At 44.9% G+C, this 18646-nt stretch carries 16 protein-coding genes; 8 read left to right on the forward strand and 8 right to left on the reverse strand.

What is annotated here, in order from left to right:
* Positions 1-16: 16 nt before the first annotated feature.
* The 3 genes from pnp to B5D50_RS11060 all read right to left on the reverse strand — a co-directional run bounded on the left by pnp (position 17) and on the right by B5D50_RS11060 (position 3020).
* Positions 17-2104: a polyribonucleotide nucleotidyltransferase gene (pnp, locus tag B5D50_RS11050; protein WP_078922708.1), complete on the reverse strand. Its 2088-nt coding sequence runs from the start codon at positions 2102-2104 to the stop codon at positions 17-19.
* Positions 2105-2298: 194 nt separating this feature from the next.
* Positions 2299-2568 carry a 30S ribosomal protein S15 gene (gene rpsO, locus B5D50_RS11055; protein ID WP_078922709.1) on the reverse strand — a complete coding sequence of 90 codons (270 nt, stop codon included), beginning with the start codon at positions 2566-2568 and terminating at the stop codon, positions 2299-2301.
* Between the two features lie 173 nt (positions 2569-2741).
* Positions 2742-3020, reverse strand: coding sequence for a hypothetical protein (locus B5D50_RS11060; RefSeq protein ID WP_078922710.1), 279 nt, complete (start codon positions 3018-3020; stop codon positions 2742-2744).
* Positions 3021-3289: 269 nt separating this feature from the next.
* On the opposite strand from B5D50_RS11060, the gene B5D50_RS11065 reads away from it, so the two are divergent.
* Complete coding sequence (locus B5D50_RS11065) at positions 3290-4291, forward strand: ArsJ-associated glyceraldehyde-3-phosphate dehydrogenase (protein WP_078922711.1); 1002 nt, start codon at positions 3290-3292, stop codon at positions 4289-4291.
* Complete coding sequence (arsJ, locus tag B5D50_RS11070) at positions 4288-5523, forward strand: organoarsenical effux MFS transporter ArsJ (RefSeq protein ID WP_078922712.1); 1236 nt, start codon at positions 4288-4290, stop codon at positions 5521-5523. The genes B5D50_RS11065 and arsJ overlap by 4 nt, the downstream gene beginning before the upstream one ends.
* Positions 5524-5611: 88 nt before the next feature.
* On the opposite strand, the gene B5D50_RS11075 is transcribed toward arsJ, so the two are convergent.
* The gene (locus B5D50_RS11075; protein WP_078922713.1) at positions 5612-7000 is read right to left on the reverse strand and encodes a M12 family metallopeptidase; all 1389 of its coding nucleotides are present in this window, start codon (positions 6998-7000) and stop codon (positions 5612-5614) included.
* Between the two features lie 185 nt (positions 7001-7185).
* Here B5D50_RS11075 and B5D50_RS11080 point away from each other — a divergent pair, with 185 nt between their 5' ends.
* On the forward strand, positions 7186-9960 hold the full coding sequence (locus B5D50_RS11080) for an AAA family ATPase (RefSeq protein WP_078922714.1): 2775 nt from the start codon (positions 7186-7188) through the stop codon (positions 9958-9960).
* A 9-nt stretch (positions 9961-9969) separates the two neighbouring features.
* On the opposite strand, the gene B5D50_RS11085 is transcribed toward B5D50_RS11080, so the two are convergent.
* Entirely contained in the window at positions 9970-10752 is a 783-nt protein-coding gene (locus tag B5D50_RS11085; RefSeq protein ID WP_078922715.1) for a hypothetical protein, read from the reverse strand.
* Between the two features lie 174 nt (positions 10753-10926).
* Here B5D50_RS11085 and B5D50_RS11090 point away from each other — a divergent pair, with 174 nt between their 5' ends.
* The 4 genes from B5D50_RS11090 (at position 10927) to B5D50_RS11105 (ending at position 13573) form a co-directional block, all read left to right on the forward strand.
* Positions 10927-11193 carry a hypothetical protein gene (locus B5D50_RS11090; protein WP_078922716.1) on the forward strand — a complete coding sequence of 89 codons (267 nt, stop codon included), beginning with the start codon at positions 10927-10929 and terminating at the stop codon, positions 11191-11193.
* A 154-nt stretch (positions 11194-11347) separates the two neighbouring features.
* The gene (gene lpxL, locus B5D50_RS11095; protein ID WP_078922717.1) at positions 11348-12295 is read left to right on the forward strand and encodes an LpxL/LpxP family Kdo(2)-lipid IV(A) lauroyl/palmitoleoyl acyltransferase; all 948 of its coding nucleotides are present in this window, start codon (positions 11348-11350) and stop codon (positions 12293-12295) included.
* A gap of 11 nt (positions 12296-12306) precedes the next feature.
* Positions 12307-12798, forward strand: coding sequence for an FKBP-type peptidyl-prolyl cis-trans isomerase (locus B5D50_RS11100; RefSeq protein WP_078922718.1), 492 nt, complete (start codon positions 12307-12309; stop codon positions 12796-12798).
* A 172-nt stretch (positions 12799-12970) separates the two neighbouring features.
* Entirely contained in the window at positions 12971-13573 is a 603-nt protein-coding gene (locus tag B5D50_RS11105) for a hypothetical protein (protein WP_078922719.1), read from the forward strand.
* Positions 13574-13706: 133 nt separating this feature from the next.
* Here B5D50_RS11105 and B5D50_RS11110 read toward each other — a convergent pair whose 3' ends face one another.
* Complete coding sequence (locus tag B5D50_RS11110; protein WP_078922720.1) at positions 13707-14723, reverse strand: hypothetical protein; 1017 nt, start codon at positions 14721-14723, stop codon at positions 13707-13709.
* Between the two features lie 301 nt (positions 14724-15024).
* On the opposite strand from B5D50_RS11110, the gene B5D50_RS11115 reads away from it, so the two are divergent.
* Positions 15025-16218: an ammonium transporter gene (locus tag B5D50_RS11115; protein ID WP_078922721.1), complete on the forward strand. Its 1194-nt coding sequence runs from the start codon at positions 15025-15027 to the stop codon at positions 16216-16218.
* A gap of 443 nt (positions 16219-16661) precedes the next feature.
* Here the strand turns inward: B5D50_RS11115 and B5D50_RS11120 are convergent, their stop codons facing one another.
* Complete coding sequence (locus B5D50_RS11120) at positions 16662-17642, reverse strand: hypothetical protein (protein WP_078922722.1); 981 nt, start codon at positions 17640-17642, stop codon at positions 16662-16664.
* Positions 17643-17653: 11 nt separating this feature from the next.
* Positions 17654-18643 (reverse strand): MotA/TolQ/ExbB proton channel family protein, encoded by a 990-nt coding sequence (locus B5D50_RS11125; RefSeq protein WP_234975857.1) that lies wholly within the window; start codon positions 18641-18643, stop codon positions 17654-17656.
* Positions 18644-18646 lie beyond the last annotated feature (3 nt).

Below are 18646 nucleotides of genomic sequence, written 5' to 3' on the forward strand. Positions count from 1 at the left end.
GAGTAATCAAGATTGGCTATACAGCGTCTTTCATGCTTAAACGCATCCGGCCTTGGCGATCAATTTCAATCACCTTAACCTTTACCACATCACCCACATTCACAAAATCAGTGACCTTTTCAACACGCTCTTGGCTGATTTGAGAGATATGCAATAAACCATCCTTACCCGGCAGAATCGTGACAAAAGCACCGAAGTCCATAATTCTTGCCACTTTGCCTTCATAAATCTTATTCAACTCGACCTCAGCAGTAATCGCTTCAATCATCGCTTTCGCTTTATGTGCAGCTGCGGCATCGACAGCGGCAATTTTAATAAAGCCATCATCACTAATATCAATCGTCGCACCTGAGGCTTCGGTAATACCACGAATGGTTTCGCCACCTTTCCCAATGACTTCACGAATCTTTTCTGGATTAATCTTTAAAGTGACATAGCGTGGCGCGTAATCAGATAACTCGCCCCGTGGCTCAGAAATCACCTTTTCCATTTCGCCTAGAATGAATAAGCGCCCGGCTTTGGCTTGCTCTAAAGCACGCTCCATGATTTCCCGAGTAATGCCATTGATTTTAATGTCCATTTGCAAGGCAGTAATGCCATTCCGTGAACCCGCGACTTTGAAATCCATATCGCCTAAGTGATCTTCATCACCCAAAATATCCGTTAACACGGCAAAGCGCTCACCGTCTTTAATCAAGCCCATTGCAATCCCTGCCACGGGTTCAGACACCGGTACACCGGCATCCATCAAGGCTAAAGAGCTACCACAGACGCTGGCCATCGAACTTGAACCATTCGACTCGGTGATTTCAGACACACAACGAATCACATAAGGAAAATCTTCCATTGCTGGAATCGTCGCTTTGACACCCCGTTTGGCTAAACGACCATGCCCGATTTCCCGCCGTTTGGGTGAACCAATCATGCCGACTTCGCCGACGCTATACGGAGGGAAATTATAATGGAACATAAACGGGTCTTTGTATTCACCGGCAATGGCATCAATCACTTGCGCATCGCGCTCAGTGCCTAAAGTCGTAATAACTAAAGCCTGAGTTTCACCACGAGTGAATAAAGCTGAACCATGCGCACGGGGTAAGACCCCTACTCGTACTGTAATCGGGCGCACCGTTTGCAGATCACGACCATCAATCCGTGGCTTACCTTCTAAAATCCGACCACGTACCACTTTCTTTTCTAAGTTTTTGAACTCAACCCGCAGCTCTTCTTCACTGGGACCCACCACATTTTCTTCTTTAGGAAGTAACTGTTCTTTGGCTGCAGCGAGAATTTCATCCACCCGTGCATAGCGTTCTTGTTTGTCTGCGATTTGGAAAGCATCGACTAAAGCGGCTTCTGCATGGGTAGCCAAACCCTCTACTAAGGCTTGATTGGCCTCAGGAGCAGCCCAAACCCAAGCTGGATTACCGACTTCTGTTGCCATTTCATTAATCGCATTGATCGCTACTTGCATTTGCTCGTGGCCATAGACTACTGCACCGAGCATGACTTCTTCACTGAGCAATTTCGCTTCAGATTCCACCATCAACACGGCATCATTCGTACCCGCGACCACTAAATCTAAGGCAGAACCTTCGATTTCAGTCGGAGAGGGGTTCAACACATATTGATTGTTGATATAACCCACCCGCGCTGCCCCGATCGGACCTTGGAAAGGGATACCACAAATCTTTAAGGCAGCCGAAGCACCGAGCATCGCTGGAATATCCGGTGATACATTCGGATTTAAAGAAATGACCGTGGCAACCACTTGTACTTCATTGGTGAAGCCCTCAGGGAAAAGCGGACGAATCGGGCGGTCAATTAAGCGTGCAATTAAGGTTTCCTCTTCGGTTGGCCGCGCTTCACGCTTGAAGAAGCCACCCGGAATACGGCCAGCAGCGTAGAATTTTTCTTGATAATTAACGGTGAGTGGGAAGAAATCACGACCTGGACGGGCTTGGCGTTCTGCCACTGCGGTGACTAAGAGTACGGTTTCATCCATGCTAACGATCACTGCGGTACTTGCTTGACGAGCAATTTCACCCGTTTCGATCCGCACAGTGTGCTGGCCATATTGGAAGGTTTTGGTCACTTTTGCCATAAAAAATATTCAGCCTATTGTTTTAAATTTAAGGAAGTTACGAACGGTCACGGGCAGGCTGTTTACAGCAATTCTGCAATAAAATTGCTGTAAACAACCTTCCTGCATGACGACAAATATTAGTTAATAATAGTTAATTAAGAATAGCGCAAACAAAAACACCGCAGAATTTGCGGTGTTTTTGCTGCATCGGCTTAGCGACGCAAGCCCAAGCGTTCGATCAGGGTTTGATAACGCGCTAGATCTTTACCCTTGAGATAGTCGAGCAATTTACGGCGTTGATTAACCATTCTCAACATACCACGACGGGAATGATGATCTTTCTTGTGGTTAGCGAAATGGTCGGTGAGGTGCTTAATATTGGCGGTTAACAGCGCCACTTGCACTTCCGGCGACCCGGTGTCAGTATCTGACTGGCGATAATCAGCTACGATTGCCGCTTTTTGTTCTGCATTCAGAGACATCGTCCAAAGCTCCAGATTAAGTTAGGTTGCTAAAAAGGCGGCTATTGTAGCAGCCTAAACCTTCTGGGGAAATACTTATCTTCTGAACTCGGCGCACTAGATCCTACCGGGGCGAGGTTTTGTCGAGTAAGCCACACCACAGCAGCTTACTCGTTTAAGTTATCATGTTTTAATTAATAAGAATAATGAGGTCTGTAGTGGTGGCTAGGCGCATGATAGGCTTGTTGCTTAGCGGCACAACGCCATTGATAGTCGTAATTGTAATAACGCTTTTGGCATTCATAGACCACACAAGCATAACCATAGTGGCTCTTACAACTGCTGACTGCGGATTGCTCAGCTTCCCATTTGGTAGGATACCAAGCACTCCAAGGATTCCATGCGACTGCATTACCTGCTGCACCTAACACTAAAGAGCCTAATACAGCTGCCATCATTAATTTTGCTTTCATGACCGTACTCCTTACAACAAATCGAATCAGATAAATGGGTTCTGTCCTCTTGGACTAACTTAACTTGGCTTGGGTGATTCACTGCTGGCCTCGTCTTGTTGGGATCAGTGTATGAAAATGGCTGTTTTCAGTCATAAAGAAGCGGTAAGGCTTCGGTAAAGGTTCAGTAAGGCTTCGGTAAAGAATGGTAAATATCTTTAATATACGCATTTCTATATATACGATAAATCGAATATAATCTGCCTTCTACTTTCGACTTCGAGATCTGGATCATGGTAAACATAGGCATTAATGGTTTTGGACGAATGGGCAGGTTAGGTGTGCGGGTTGCTTGGGCTGATTCCGCCTTCTGCTTTAAACAGATCAATGAAATTGCGGGTAATGCAGCCACTTCAGCGCATTTATTAAAGTTTGATTCAGTACAAGGAACTTGGCCATTCGATTGTAGTGCGGATGAAACCAATTTACGCATTGACAACACCGCGATCACTTATACCTCGAATAAAGATATTGCTGAGACTGACTGGTCAGGTTGTGATCTCGTGTGGGAGTGCACAGGTAAGTTTCGTAAACCTGAACAGTTGCAAGCCTATTTTGAGCAAGGCGTCAAAAAAGTCATTGTTGCAGCCCCCGTGGAAGGTGCTTTAAATATCGTCTATGGTGTGAATGATGATTGGTATAAAGCCGAAGAACATCATTTACTAACAGCCGCCTCTTGCACGACGAACTGCCTTGCGCCCATTGTGAAGGTTATGCATGAAAAAATCGGTATTAAACATGGCTGTATGACTACTTTGCACAATATCACCAACACTCAAACGATTGTCGACAAAGGCCACAAAGATTTACGGCGTGCACGAGCGTGTGGTGAGTCCATGATCCCCACCACGACTGGTTCCGCTAAAGCAATCACCAAAATTTTTCCAGAACTCCAAGGTAAACTGAATGGTCATGCGGTGCGTATTCCGCTGCTGAATGCCTCTCTCACTGACTTTGTATTTGAAGCAGAGCGAGTCGTTACGGTAGAGGAGGTGAATGACTATCTTAAAGAGGCGTCTACTAGCTATCTCAAGGGGATTTTAGGCTATGAAGAACGACCTTTAGTGTCAGTCGATTATAAAGGCAACCCGCTCTCGGCCATTATTGATGCCCCCTCGACGATGGTGATTGATGGTACTCAGGTAAAAATTTACGCCTGGTATGACAACGAATGGGGCTATATGAACCGCATGGTAGAATTAACCGCTAAAATAGCAGCCAGCTTAGGATGAATATTGATTTACGCAACTATCTAACAGTGACTGGAGGTTATTGGGCCTTCACACTAACCGATGGTGCTATTCGGATGTTGGTGGTTCTGTATTTTCACCAATTGGGTTATTCACCCTTCCAAGTCGCCATGCTGTTCTTGTTCTACGAATTTTTCGGTATTGTTACCAACTTAGTAGGCGGTTGGTTGGCTGCCCGCTTAGGACTCAACCTGACCCTGTATTTAGGTATGCTCATGCAGGTGATAGCCTTAGCTATGTTGATACCCACTCAATGGCTATCTGTACCTTATGTGATGTTGGCACAAGCCCTTTCGGGTATTGCTAAAGACTTAAACAAAATGTCGGCCAAAGCGAGTGTGAAAACCTTAGTTCCCAACGATGCCAAGGCGCGTTTGTTCAAGTGGGTCGCGCTATTGACGGGTTCAAAGAATGCACTCAAAGGCGCCGGTTTTTTTCTAGGCGCAGTATTGTTACAAACCTTGGGTTTTCAGTTAGCCCTTGCCGTACTCGCCCTGATTTTATTGGCAGTCACTGTTTTAACCTTCCTGTTATTACCTAGCAACTTAGGTAAAGCCAAAGATAAACCCAAATTCACTCAAGTCTTTTCCAATAATGCAGCTATTAATTGGTTATCAGCTGCCCGATTTTTCTTATTCGGTGCACGTGATGTCTGGTTTGTAGTGGCTGTACCCGTTTTCATGGTCGGGGTACTAGGTTGGACCGTCATGCAAGTGGGAAGTTTTATGGCTGCATGGGTCATTGGTTATGGACTCGTGCAAGCGAGTACTCCCGTTTTATTAAACATCCAGCAAAAGGCTCCAAGTGCCCGCTATGCCCAAGTATGGGCCTTTATTTTGCTTCTGATTCCAGTCGGCATGGCACTAGCCTTACAGCAAGCACCGGATGCAGAAATCATACTGGTGGTGGGTTTATTAGTGTTTGGGGTGGTATTTGCTATTAATTCAGCCCTGCATTCTTATCTTATTTTGGCTTATGCCGATTATGATAAAGTGGCTCTAAAGGTCGGCTTTTATTATATGGCAAATGCGGGCGGACGTTTAGTAGGAACTCTATTATCGGGTTGGTCTTATCAGCATTATGGGTTAGAAGGCTGTTTATGGCTATCTGCTGGGTTTGTGCTGGCTGCGTTCTTATTATCCCTCCATCTACCAACTGACAGACTCGCTCACCAATACCGGGGAAAAACAAGCTCATCACAAAGGAAGAGGTAAAACTTTGGTAAAAATCGAGCACGAAAAAATCTAGAGAGTCAACTGATGACTCTCTACTGCATGGCCAATTAGAATTAAACTTTAATGCTTATTGAACTCTTTTCACAGTGAGATTCACAACTTGAGAATTATCACCATACGAAACTAAAGCATCGTTTGCAAAATTAACCAGATAACCACTTCTAGGTGCTGTTAAAGTTGTTTTTCCACAGCCAATTCTAAAATAAGTCCCTGAATAACTCGTTGTATTATTTTGGTTAAAAAGCTCACCTGTCAGAGCCATCATATTAATATCAAGATGACGACGACCAGCATCAAACACATTACCCGGATAACCATTACAAGTTGTGCTAGTTGAGCCATTTTTCCAACTAGGGCTGCTAGTGGTAAATTCAAAGCGCTGACCTTGACGCATAAATATACCACTTAGATTATGAGAAGTATCTGCTCTAACGGTTACAGTTCTTGCAGCACCCACAGCTAACTCACCCGGACTTAAATCACTTAAAGTCGCGCAGGGTTGATTGGTAGGGTACATGTGATTAATACCTACTACATCACCATTACTTAAGGTGGATGATGATCCAAAACTAGTATCAGAGGGATTACTTAGATTAATAATTGTCCTTTGTGTTACACCATTAATCTTTTTACCAAAGCCATTATATCTGTAATGCATCACAGAATTAAAATCATAACTGCCTATATCTGTTGAAATGATTGGCATCTGCAAAAAATTACCGATATTTAACGGCTCAACATTACTTAATATAATTGAGACAAAGCTGTCACGATCCTCTCGAGTATGCTCATGCCCTAGTCCAAGGGCGTGACCCACTTCATGTGTCACAATTCTTTGGCTAGATGCCGATAGCTTAACTTCTTGCCCATCCAAACAAGTTGCACATTTACCCAGTAAAGATTGACCTCCCAAAAAACCTAGCCCTGCTTCAGTATATTTTTTGAATTTAATTCGCGCTGACTCTGAGACTCGTGGCCGAAAGCACACATTAGTCCTAGTTGAATACTGATTTAATACACTAATAGTAGTACTACGCTCATTATCTGTGAAACGCTCTGCTGGCGTAGCACCATCGACTATCTCAAACGGGATAACACCGCCCGTCCAACGCCCTGAATCAAGAGTTAATGATCTTGCTTGTTGTTGAACCTGATATGCATCTAACTCTTTTTCAGTACCTACAAAAATATCACCTTCTACATAAGCATTACCTTTAATAATCACGACTTCAGTGGGTTGATCTTTTTTGAAAAAAGCATTAGGTATCTTATCATAAATTTTAGTATAGGGCTTTTCACATAAGTTACCATTTTTATCTAATATTTGATTGTTTTCACATTCAAAAACCATATCAACATTTTTAAGATTAGCTTCTTGAGCTGAATTAGCAGCTGCTATTAATGGCATACTAATAACTAGTGTGAGCAGAGTAGCTTTTAGACTTTGAGTTTTCATGATTTACTTCCTTAGTAAATATTATATAGACTGATTTCATTTTGCTAATTTAACTTAGCTTTTATTTTTACTGCTTGCTTTGTTGAAATCATCTTATGAAAAACGACCATTAGCGTCATAAAGAAATAGTAAAGTTTTGGTAAACTTGTTATAAACTTACCCTACTTATCCTAAAGATCTTACCCATGCCGCCCTCGATTCGTTTTGACCCTAGTAATCAAACTCTCCTGACCGAACACGGCACGATCCAACTCCCGCCCAAAGCCTTCGGCATCCTGACTTATCTCTGCCAACACCCTCAGCAATTAGTCACCAAAGAAGAATTATTAACAGCAGTGTGGCCGGGGGTGTTTGTTACCGATGCGGTGTTGAAGGTCACGATTGGCGAGTTGCGCAAAGCCTTAGCGGATGACGCGAAAGATCCGCGCTTTATTGAGACAGTGCATCGACGCGGTTATCGTTTTATTGGGGAGTTGCCTGAGCTTGAAGCGGTTCAAGCACACACCCTGCCCCATGCATCCAGTGTTCCTACGCTTGAATCCAAGCTAAACACTCAGCCTGCTTTGTTGGGTCGAGTCTCTGAACTGGCACAATTACACAAGGCTTGGGAAGACAGTTTGGCGGGGCATAAGCAGAGTATCTTGGTGCAAGCGGAGGCAGGTTTTGGCAAAACGACCCTGCTTAACCATTGGCTAGCCAGTTTACCCACGCAGCAAGTGGTCGTGAAAGTCCAGTGCTTGGATCAATATGGGCAAACCGAAGCCTACCAACCGTTTGTGGATGCCTTAATCGAGCTAGTGACAGGTACACAACACAACTTAGTGCTTAGCCACCTCAAGCAATATGCACCCATTTGGCTAGCGCAATTACCACCCGCCTATCAGCCTAGCCATGAAGTAAAGCTCGCAGAACCCTTTGGGGCGACCACGGGGCGGATGTTACGTGAATTTGCCGACTTCATTGAGCAGCTCAGCAAACAATTGCCACTGATCTGGGTAATTGAGGATGTGCATTGGAGTGATGCAGCCTCAATCGAGCTATTAGCAACCCTGATTCAACGCCAACAGCCTGCACGCTTACTCCTCATCAGCAGCTTAAGACCCTCCCACTTACAGCAGCAAACCCGCCTAAAAAGTCTCTTAGGGGAACTCGCGGCGGCGCAAAAATGCCAAACCCTAGATTTAATGGCCTTAAACTCTGCTGATTTAGCGGCTTATTTAACAGAACAATTGCCACCCGCCTTGAATCCTGCTTGGGCTGTTGAACTCTTCCAACGCTATACGGAAGGCAACCCCCTGTTCGTCTTTACTGCCCTAGAGCATATCAAAAAAAGTAGCGCCTACCTCGAACTGGCCGAGATCACGCCCACTTGGTTAGAGCAAGCCATTTCCGGTGGCTTAAAAACTTTATTGGCATTCAAATTTGCTAGTTTGCATCCTAAAGAAACGCAGCTGTTACAAGCAGCCAGTATTGCCATTAGCCGTAGTACCTCAGAAGGTTGTGCGGCAATTCTTGAGCAAGATGTGCTCAGCCTAGAAGATGACTATGAGCAACTGCTATTAAAGGAATTTTGGCTAATTTCAAGTGGCGAATATGTTTGGCCAGATGGCTCGATTGGGGAAAGCTATCGTTTCCGCCATAAAATCTACCAAGAGTTTATTTATACAACCCTATCAGCCGCCCGCCGTCGCCATTATCATTTACGTCTCGCCAAACGTTTACAGGCTGCTTATCAAGAGCGGAGTGCGGAAATTGCCGCGAAATTGGCTTATCACTTTGAACAAGGCGGAGATCTCAGCCAAGCAATCCATTGCCTACAACAAGCCAGCCGCGTGGCTAGCCAACGCTTTGCTTATCATGAGGCCCTGCAACAACTTGAGCACATTATCGAGCTGACTCAGATTCAAACTAAAGATGGCTTGGCTACACTCGATTGGCTAGAGCAGCGCTGCAACCTCTTACTGGCTAGTGGTCAGTTAGCTCTTGCCATCCCTGCTTATCAAACTTTGATTGCAGCGAGTGAAACCCAATCCAATCAGCATACGGTGCGGGGTTTATTAGGCTTAGCAGGAGCGCTATTTTGGGTCAATCGCCAACAATGTCTAGTCACCGGGCAAGGCGCAGTTGCCTTAAGTGAAACCCTAGGTGATGCAGCACTCACGACCCATGCACGCGGCAAGTTAGCCCATTGGCGGAGTATTATTGAAGGCTATCGCCCTGAATACCGTGAAGATTATGAATCTGCCATGCGACTTGCACAGCAAACCAATGACCCCACACTGAAATGTACGCATTTCCTACTGTATATTTATTATTTAATCATTACTTCAAATTATCAGCAAGCCACTGAGATTGCACTGGAAACTCAACAGCTGGCTAAAGCCGCTGGTGATGCGAATAGCTATTTGGGGAGTATTTTTTTTCAGGCTTGGTCTTATTTCTATCTTGGGCAATGGTCAGAAATGGCAAGCTTGATTAAAGAGGCTTTAGCCTTAGCTGAAAAAAATGCTCAAATTCATTGGGTAACACATTTTCAATTGCAACAAGCTTGGCTACTAATCCATACTCAAGATTATCAACAGGCAGCTTCATTAGTAGAGCCTATTCACCAACAACAGCAATTAGCACCGTTTAAGACTAGTGCCTATTTCTTTAGTATCATTATTCTGATCCATCTAAAAACCAAACAGGCTGAACTTAATCAGGCTCAAAATTACATTAATACGATTAATGCCTATTTGCTAGACGATGCACAGGCCATTGATTGGATTTTAAAGCTGCCTTTGTATCAAGGCATTGCTGAGTTCTACTTAAAAACCCAGCAAATTGAGCTAGCCCTAGCAGCTGCTCAACAGTTAGATTTATTAGCCCAACAATCACAAGAGGCTAGTTATATTCAATTAGCTAAGCGCCTCAGCATGGCTTGCTTGCAGGTGCTAGGAAAAACCACAGACATCTAAATAACTCATTTATAAGTTAACTTTACTAGAAAACAACCTAGATTCCCGGTGAATAAATAAATAGTAAATCGCTAACATGGCGCTATAGATTAAAACTGATAAATAAACGAATAAACTCAACTGGTGCTCAGGCTTGACCGTATTTGTCAAATGCTGAATAAAAGGCCAAATCAACAATAGATCATAAGCTAAAAAACCTGCTAATTGCCCTTTCACATTTCCCCAGACGGGGTAAATCAAGCCATAAAGAAAATAAACGGCTGCACCCAAGTAAATCCAACCAAATACAATGGAGGTTTGGGGTTTAAGTGGCCAAGGGAAAATATGCGGCAGGCGTAACACTAGGCTAATACCGACAACCACGAGTGCGAGGAAAAATAGCCCGAAGGAAAAACGCAATAAGGCTGGAATCGGCTGATCATATTTAAAAGGAAGGTTTCTCGACCAAGCGTACAAGCCTAGATTCAGTATTAAAGAGGCCGCACATAAACCCATCGCAAGCGGTGGTGCAATCCACTCTTGTACAGCAGGATAAGTGATCACTAAAGTGGCCAGTAGACCCGCATACGTCATTGCAAAATCCAAAGCACCCGCTCGAATCGCTGCATATTCTTCTGTTAGACCAATCCAAAGCACCGGTAGCGCGATCCCTGCACAAATCGCGGCAATGAATAGATACGAAAGCTTACCATCTTCCCAAGGCCAGAGACTCAAAGCCCAAGGTAAACGCAAGGCAAATCCAAGACACAGCACTAACAAACCAAGACCGATTAAAATACATAAAATACGCATAGTTTTCCTTCTTAACCCTGCCATTGTTTTCCGTTGTTCTTACTAGCTTAGCTCATTCCGCACAGAGAGAGCTGAGTTGCTGATATTTTATATCTCATTGATATTTGAGTATGATTTGCAAACACTGAAAATGAGCGTAGACTGGATCAGACAAACTCAAGCGAGGAGTGTGTCATGAAAAAGTTCGGTTTATTCACTGTTCTATTGCTTTTAGCCGGAGCAGCGGTTGCTTGGAGCCCCTGGAGTCCTTGGTATCCGACTAAATGGGAAGCAGAGAAATTTGCGGTCGCCAGCTGCAAAGATCATTATGGGTATGCCTGCGCGGTCTATGAATGCCAAAAACGTTACTACAACTATGCTTATGAATGGCGTTGTGCCGCTAAACAAGCCTATACCCCACCTGCTCATTACAATACGCCTTATAAACCACCTGCCTACTAAATCTTTAACAAATTTAGCTAAAGTCAGTGACTAAGTAGCTTAGTGGCTGACTTTTACCATTGCACTGAAGATTACAACTGAAGTCCTAAGGTCACTAGCAAATTCCCCTAAACTGTTTAACATAGCCAAGCTTTTTAACAAAATAACCCTTGGCATGGATCAAAGCACACAAAAACAGCAGGCTCTATTTCACCCCCGCTATTGGCTAACTTGGCTCGGTCTAGGCTGTTTATGGCTGATCGTCCAATTGCCGTGGCGTGTACAAATGTGGCTAGGTAAACAGCTGGGTTTAGTCATGTTCCAAACCCTTAAAAAGCGCCGTTATATTTGCTGTGTGAATTTAGAGCTGGCTTTTCCTGAGTTAAAACCTGAAGAACGCCTAGCTTTAAATCGTCAGCATTTTATTTCTCTTGGTCAAGGTTTATTAGAAACAGCATTGAGTTGGTGGGGCAGTGAACGACGTTTAGCCAAACTCGCTTTTTTTGAAGGCTTGGAATATTTAAAAAATGCCCATCAACAAGGTGGAGTGATTCTACTGAGTGCGCATTTCACTAGCCTTGAGTTAGGTGGCCGCTTACTCGCTCCTTATTTGCCCTTGCATGTGGTTTATCGCCCGCATCAAAATGCGGTTATTGAACAACAAGTGGCTAAACTGCGCACTAATCGCTATGGGCAAACTATTTCCCGCGATAATATTCGGAATATGCTACATAGTTTGAAGCAAGGTTTTACCGTTTGGTATGCACAGGATCAACACTTTGACCAAAAAACCAGCCTATTCTTACCCTTTTTTGGCGTTGATGCTGCGACGAATACCGCAACCAGCCGAATCGCTTCGTTAGGGCGAGCCAAGGTCGTACCCTTTTTCACAGTACGCACCCCACAAGGCTATCTACTGCGCTTTTTGCCCGCCCTACAAGACTTTCCTAGCGAATCCGTTCATACTGACACCGCCCGAATCAACCAGATCATCGAGCAACAGATACGCATGTTCCCCGAACAGTATCTGTGGACACACCGGCGCTTTAAAACCAGCCCGGATGGTAGCAATCGCTACCTGAATCATCGCCGCGACCATCCTGAGAGTCGCTGCCAACCCTAAAGGAAACTTGCATGCAAATTGCTCCCAATACTGTTGCCAGTTTGGCTTATGTGTTAACCGACACCCAAGGCGACATTCTTGATCAAGCTGATGCCCAACATCCGTTTGTGTATCTGCATGGTGCTCATAATATTATTCCCGGCCTCGAAAATGCTTTATCCGGTAAACAAGCCGGTGAGGAATTGGAAGTCACCATTCCACCCGAACTAGCCTATGGCCTCAAAGACGATAACTTATTACAACAAGTACCTCGTGCGATGTTTGCAGGCGCTGATGAGGAACATATTGTTCCCGGTGCACAATTCCATGCTCAAACCAATGCAGGTATGCAAACGATTGTGATCACCGCAGTTGATGGCGATACCATCTCAATTGATGGTAATCACCCCTTAGCAGGTGAAACTTTGCACTTTAAAGTCAAAATTTTAGAAGTCCGCGCAGCCACTAAAGATGAATTAAGTCACGGTCATGCTCATGGACCGGGTGGCCATCATCACCATTAAATGCGCCAGGCCTTGGCTGTTACCTTGCTAGAACTAGCTGATAACAGCCTCTAACCCGCACAAAATCTACACTGTTCACGGTTCATGCAGGCATATCCCTGCTCTATCTGGTAAACTATTCTTAATTTATAGCGTCAAAAACCCTACGAACCCCAACCGAAAGGAATCTGACATGCGTTTGCAAACCTCGCTGGGCGTGACTGTTTTGGTCAGCGCTTTGTTCGCTAGCCCTGTTTATGCCACTAACTGTAGCATTTCTTATTATTGCTATCGCAGTATGACCCCAGGTCCTGCGCCGGTGGTGACACCGGTTGCGACCAACCGCCCTAATCCGAATGGAAATCTACGCCCTGCTAACCTGCAACAGCCTCGCCCTGTCAACGCTCAGGTTGTACGTCCACAGGCTAATCCTACGCCCCCATCACCCCAAAATTCACCAACCAGTACTGCAGCCCAACGCTTAGCTGAGCAGCAGCGCGCCCAAACGTTGGCGGATCAACGCCGTTTAGCGGCCTTGCGGCGAAATCAACCCGCTGCCACGCCTCGTGCTACCCCCGTACCCCCGCAACCTGCAAGAGTCACGACTCCGGCGAATCCTCCAAGCTTTCGCCCAGTGGATACTCAATCTTGCAATACTCTCGCCTTAAAAATCAAAGTCTTAGAAAGCCAAGCAACCAGCCAAGCCCGTAACCAACAGCAGGCTAAAGCACAAGAGTTATTTAAGATTGCGGCGGATTTACGTAAACAAGCCCAAGCTAAAGCTTGTACGCTTTAGCAAGTTAATGCGTTCAAGTTAGCAGAGCTAACGACAGCTGGTTACTACTACAGCTCCAACTAGGGTCTCGACCGCCTTTAAGCCAGTTTGCTCCAAGGCGGTTGTACTTAAAAGAACTTCCGTCTTAAGCTTTTTAAACCTTCCACGGATCAAAAAAGGCAGCCGTTGATGGTTGACGTTCTGCAGAGCGTGCCGCGACTAAAGGCTGTTCAACTTCAGCTAGCGAATCCAGCTTTGAGTTTGCTGGGTTAGTGTCTAAACTAGCGGCTAGCTGAGGCTCAGTCTTAAAAGGATCAGGATCAGGGCTGACCACTAGACTTATATTAGGTGGCCAATCTTCAGCTAAATGCTCGGTATAAACAGGTTTTAAAGCTTGCTCATTGGCTAATTGAAAATAATCTTGCTCATTCGCCGCTGTTAACTCAGCAAAATTAGGCAGGTCTGGCTCAGGTACTCGTGCAAAGGGCAGAGACGACAGCTCAGGTTCAGGCTCTATGGTAGGATGATCTTCAACCACACTCACCACGCTAGGCCTAGACGGAGTAGCTGGAGCATTAATCACTGTTTGAGTCTCAACCGCGAGTTCTTCGGCCTTGGCCTGCGTTAAGGCGACTGGAACTAACGCAGAACTTATGGCAGTACTTGGCTCAGGGGTAGGGATTTTTTGCAGTTTAAGTTCAGGGATCACCGCTTGTTGATTGTTGGTACTTTGATTTTTTTCTGCCTCTAACTGTTCAGAGCCTAGAAAAACACCGATACCTAATAAAATAATACTGCCATACCAAAACCAGAATCCTTGCCCGACTTGCAAAATCGGCATGTCCACTTCACCCGTTGGAATGGAGCTAAACCAAAAAGCTTGAGTTGCTACCAAGACCCCGACTCCAGCAAAAGTCGCACCCCATAACGGTGAGGTATACATCAGGCCAATACCGAGGAGCATCAATAAGTTTGCATACCAAGCAAATTGAAAAATAGCAAAGCCCATCCAACCTGTCGCAAATACCCAATACCCCTCAACAGCGCCTTGGCTGGTGTAAAAGGCTGGAAACCAAAAGGCAGCAATCCACGCCAGCCCCCCTGCAAATAATGCTAACGCAGAAAGAGGCTCACGTAGCGAACGGCGCGCAGTGGAAGTAGCGATATCCATATTTCATACCTATGCGGGAGTGACACTCGACCCGTAGATTATAGGCGTTTTCCTTCTAAAAATACGCCCTTTAACCTGATAAATACTGCCTTTTACCAAAGCACTTAAATAATGCATAGCATTAACTAAAAAAGTGCATAAAATTTATTAAGCACTAAAATAGCTCGCTATTTTTTAGAGTTTGCTGCAAAAATCCAATATTTTCAAAAAATCCCTATCTTTGTGCGTTTCAACACTAGTCAAGTCTGCTGCACTGACTAAGATGGCTGCACTTTCTGCATTGTTCAAGAGGTTATATCGCATGGAGCAATTGGTTCCCGCTCTAGATACTCTATTTGTATTGATTGGGGCTGTGATGGTTTTAGCCATGCACGCAGGTTTTGCTTTCCTTGAAGTGGGTACGGTTCGGCATAAAAACCAAGTCAATGCCTTAGTGAAAATTATCGCTGATTTTGCCGTTTCGACCATTGCCTATTTTTTCATTGGCTACTATGTCGCTTATCAAACGGGCTTTTTCCACAGCGCCCATGAATTAGCTGCCAATAATGGTTTCGGCTTAGTGAAGTTTTTCTTCCTGCTGACTTTCGCCGCCGCGATCCCAGCGATTATTTCGGGGGGTATTGCCGAGCGTGCCAAGTTTTATCCACAACTAGCAGCCACCTTTATTTTAGTCGCCTTGGTTTATCCGTTGTTTGAAGGTATCGCTTGGAATGGTGCTTTTGGTATTCAAGCGGGATTTGAATCCCTGTTCGGGGCAAAGTTTCATGATTTTGCAGGCTCTGTGGTCGTGCATGCAATGGGAGGGTGGATTGCCTTGGGCGCGGTCATTTTATTAGGAGCACGCTACGGTCGCTATAATAAACAAGGTAAACCGATGTCAGCTCATCCTCCATCGAATATTCCCTTCTTGGCTTTAGGGGCTTGGACGTTAACAGTCGGCTGGTTTGGCTTTAATGTGATGTCTGCGCAAGCCGTGCAAGGTATTAGTGGTTTAGTGGCGATTAACTCATTAATGGCGATGGTGGGTGGAATTCTAGCGGCGATTGTATTAGGTAAAAATGACCCCGGCTTTGTCCATAACGGTCCGTTAGCGGGTCTAGTCGCGGTCTGCGCAGGTTCTGATATTATGCATCCTTTAGGTGCTTTAATCACAGGCGTGGTGGCAGCCGCCATTTTCGTTTGGGCTTTCACCGCTGCACAAAATAAATGGCGCATTGATGATGTACTCGGTGTCTGGCCACTGCATGGTTTATGTGGTGCTTGGGGTGGCATTGCAGCAGGTATCTTTGGCTTAGAAGCCTTCGGTGGTATGGGCGGTGTCAGCTTAATGAGTCAAATTGCAGGTACTTTACTAGGCGTAACGATTGCAACAGCCTCGGGCTTTATTGTGTATGGCATCCTCAAGAAAACTCTCGGCTTACGTTTGACTCAAGAAGAAGAGTATAACGGCGCTGATTTGTCGATTCATAAAATCAAAGCCAATCCTGAACTCTAATACCTTTTAATAGCAGCCTCAAACACATTGAGGCTGCTATCCTCGAGCATTCACTCTATTCAAACCCTCGTTTAATCCGCATTTTTTCTCCATTCATCTGCCTACTTAGAAAAATAAACCACAGACTGAATAGTGTTGCCTATGCTTTCAATCAAGCTGGGTCTCCTAAGAATCAGCCCCACCAGAAATACTAAAAGCTATCATCACCCATCCGGGCAAAAAAACGGGGCTATGTTCTCCGCTTTTCTTGTCCAAGACTTTACAAGGCTCATCCCCAACCTGTCAGCTCAGAGCGGCTAAAACCTCTTCAGCATCGAGGCTTACCGTATTCATTGGTTAGTCAGTGCTGAACCGCCCTGCCAGCGGGATGAATTCAATCAATCACCCTTTTGGTTAGTTGAACAACAAAAAGACGAGGCTTGGCAGTAAAGGCTACTCTTGAATCACTCTTCCTCAGCAGGTGCAGTGACACTATTATCTTCCTGATAATAATAATCGTATTTCGCTAAGGTATCGCGGGTAAATGCCCAAGCTTGGTTATACGATAAACCACTGTTGGAAGGAATCACGATTTTCACATACAAATTGTTACCATGATTGAGTTTCAAATCACTCAAGGCGGTATTGAGTTCACTAGAACTCACGGTTTGATAACTTGAATCTCCGGGTTTACGCAAGCTATAGCCATTGCGGGTATACATCACCTCAACCACAGTTTTACCTTTAGCCGAACGAGAAGGTTTCAGCAACTTTTGATATTTTTCATCTAACTGCGAATACTCACCCTCTAAACTAGCTAACTCCTTGCGATTTTCTTCAATTTGTAGGCGCAAACTGGTTAGGGTAGAGGCTTGCTCTGCATTGTCGGCTTTAGTTTGGGTCAAGTCGGTTTGTGCTTGCTGCAGTTCATTGCGTAATTGTGTCGTTTCAGCTTCTTGCGCCGCTTTGGTTTCCTTAAGCTCAGTTTGTAGGCGCTCTGTCGTGGTCGTTGCAGCGTTTAAATTTTGTTGCAGGCTAGACAATTGGGTCGCTCTTGCTGCTAAAGTGCTGGCTTGAGTGGTCGCTAAACTCTTGGCTTGCTTCAATTCAGATTGGGTAGAACGTAAACTCGCTTGGGTTTGCTCGGCTAAGGCTTGGCTACGGAGTAACTCCGTTTCGGTCGAATTCAGCTGTTGACGATAATAATCCAGCTGCTCTTCTAAAGTCGCATTTTCCTTCAAGGTCGTGGCAGCCACTTGGCGAGCTTGATCTTTCGCAGCAATATTTGAGCGTAAATCTTGCAATAAGCGCGTATTTGACAGCAAGACCGACACCGTGACTAACAGGAAGGTCATGAGAATCACCATCATGACATCACTAAAAGAAGGCCAGAAATTCTCTTCGTGCGCATCCTGAATTTGTAAAAGTGAGTTGCTATTGAGCATACTTAACTAACCTAGCGACTGATCAAAGCAGTTTTAGGGAGTGTGGGGACAGGCTTATCATCTAACCGGAAGCCCTCACGGATTGACTCTCGAATCACCCGTAAATCATCACTATTGGTTTCCACCGTTCGAGCTAATGAATGGCCAATCGTTGAAATCTGCCCCTGCAAATCATCCACCGCTAATTGTAAGCGATCACCCGCTTGCAAAAAGCGCTCTTGAATTTTAATGACTGCCTCTGCTGCTTGACGCAACTCAGTAGTGAGAATAGAGACATCATTTAAAATACTGCCTTCTGTGGTACGGAAATGCGGCATCACATATAAAGCCGTGGTTTGTTCCAAATTAGCCAGTAATTGGGTGCGAATATCTTGCAAGCGTAAATGAAAATACGAAAAGACTGCATAACACAAAATCGCGGTGATGGTGGTTTTGAGTGCAGTCGACATCCCACCTAAAATCGCCCCCATTTTTTGCATATCATCTGGTGTATTCAATAAACCCTCGGCACTAAACAGAGCGACCGATAAAGACACGACCGTGCCAAATACCCCTGAAATAATTAAAATATTATGCACAAAACGTACCAACGTAAAGCGAGCCGACTCCCCTGCTGCCACAATCGACGCTAATGAGCCTTGGTTAATCTCGGCATTCTGGTCATAGAGAATTTGCAAAGCATTGACCCGCTCCACAATCAGGGATTGATTATCTAGTTTATGTAAAGGGTTAGCCGCATTGTCTTTGACTCGATCAACAAAGCGCTCTAGCACGGCCTCTTCATGAGCATAACTGAGAAATAAAGCCATCATGCGAGTTAAGCCCATGAGGAAGAGCAGGATAATGGCTAAATTCAATACAATGCCCAAAGTACCTAATTGTTTTGAATAGAAAAACGGGGTTAGCACCTCTCTAAATATAAAAATTACCGCACTAGTCAGCAACAATACGCCAACTATCAAAAATAAGGAGGTATAAGCTCGTGCTTTTACGGGTTTCAAGAT

Source organism: Thiothrix eikelboomii, assembly GCF_900167255.1.
GTDB classification, from domain to species: Bacteria; Pseudomonadota; Gammaproteobacteria; order Thiotrichales; family Thiotrichaceae; genus Thiolinea; species Thiolinea eikelboomii.

What these genes read in the sequence shown, in the direction of transcription:
- pnp (WP_078922708.1), bottom strand. Translation starts at nt 2,104, where the DNA reads ATGGCAAAAGTGACCAAAACCTTCCAATATGGCCAGCACACTGTGCGG.
- rpsO (WP_078922709.1), bottom strand. Translation starts at nt 2,568, where the DNA reads ATGTCTCTGAATGCAGAACAAAAAGCGGCAATCGTAGCTGATTATCGC.
- B5D50_RS11060 (WP_078922710.1), bottom strand. Translation starts at nt 3,020, where the DNA reads ATGAAAGCAAAATTAATGATGGCAGCTGTATTAGGCTCTTTAGTGTTA.
- arsJ (WP_078922712.1), top strand. Translation starts at nt 4,288, where the DNA reads ATGAATATTGATTTACGCAACTATCTAACAGTGACTGGAGGTTATTGG.
- B5D50_RS11075 (WP_078922713.1), bottom strand. Translation starts at nt 7,000, where the DNA reads ATGAAAACTCAAAGTCTAAAAGCTACTCTGCTCACACTAGTTATTAGT.
- B5D50_RS11080 (WP_078922714.1), top strand. Translation starts at nt 7,186, where the DNA reads ATGCCGCCCTCGATTCGTTTTGACCCTAGTAATCAAACTCTCCTGACC.
- B5D50_RS11085 (WP_078922715.1), bottom strand. Translation starts at nt 10,752, where the DNA reads ATGCGTATTTTATGTATTTTAATCGGTCTTGGTTTGTTAGTGCTGTGT.
- B5D50_RS11090 (WP_078922716.1), top strand. Translation starts at nt 10,927, where the DNA reads ATGAAAAAGTTCGGTTTATTCACTGTTCTATTGCTTTTAGCCGGAGCA.
- lpxL (WP_078922717.1), top strand. Translation starts at nt 11,348, where the DNA reads ATGGATCAAAGCACACAAAAACAGCAGGCTCTATTTCACCCCCGCTAT.
- B5D50_RS11100 (WP_078922718.1), top strand. Translation starts at nt 12,307, where the DNA reads ATGCAAATTGCTCCCAATACTGTTGCCAGTTTGGCTTATGTGTTAACC.
- B5D50_RS11105 (WP_078922719.1), top strand. Translation starts at nt 12,971, where the DNA reads ATGCGTTTGCAAACCTCGCTGGGCGTGACTGTTTTGGTCAGCGCTTTG.
- B5D50_RS11110 (WP_078922720.1), bottom strand. Translation starts at nt 14,723, where the DNA reads ATGGATATCGCTACTTCCACTGCGCGCCGTTCGCTACGTGAGCCTCTT.
- B5D50_RS11115 (WP_078922721.1), top strand. Translation starts at nt 15,025, where the DNA reads ATGGAGCAATTGGTTCCCGCTCTAGATACTCTATTTGTATTGATTGGG.
- B5D50_RS11120 (WP_078922722.1), bottom strand. Translation starts at nt 17,642, where the DNA reads ATGCTCAATAGCAACTCACTTTTACAAATTCAGGATGCGCACGAAGAG.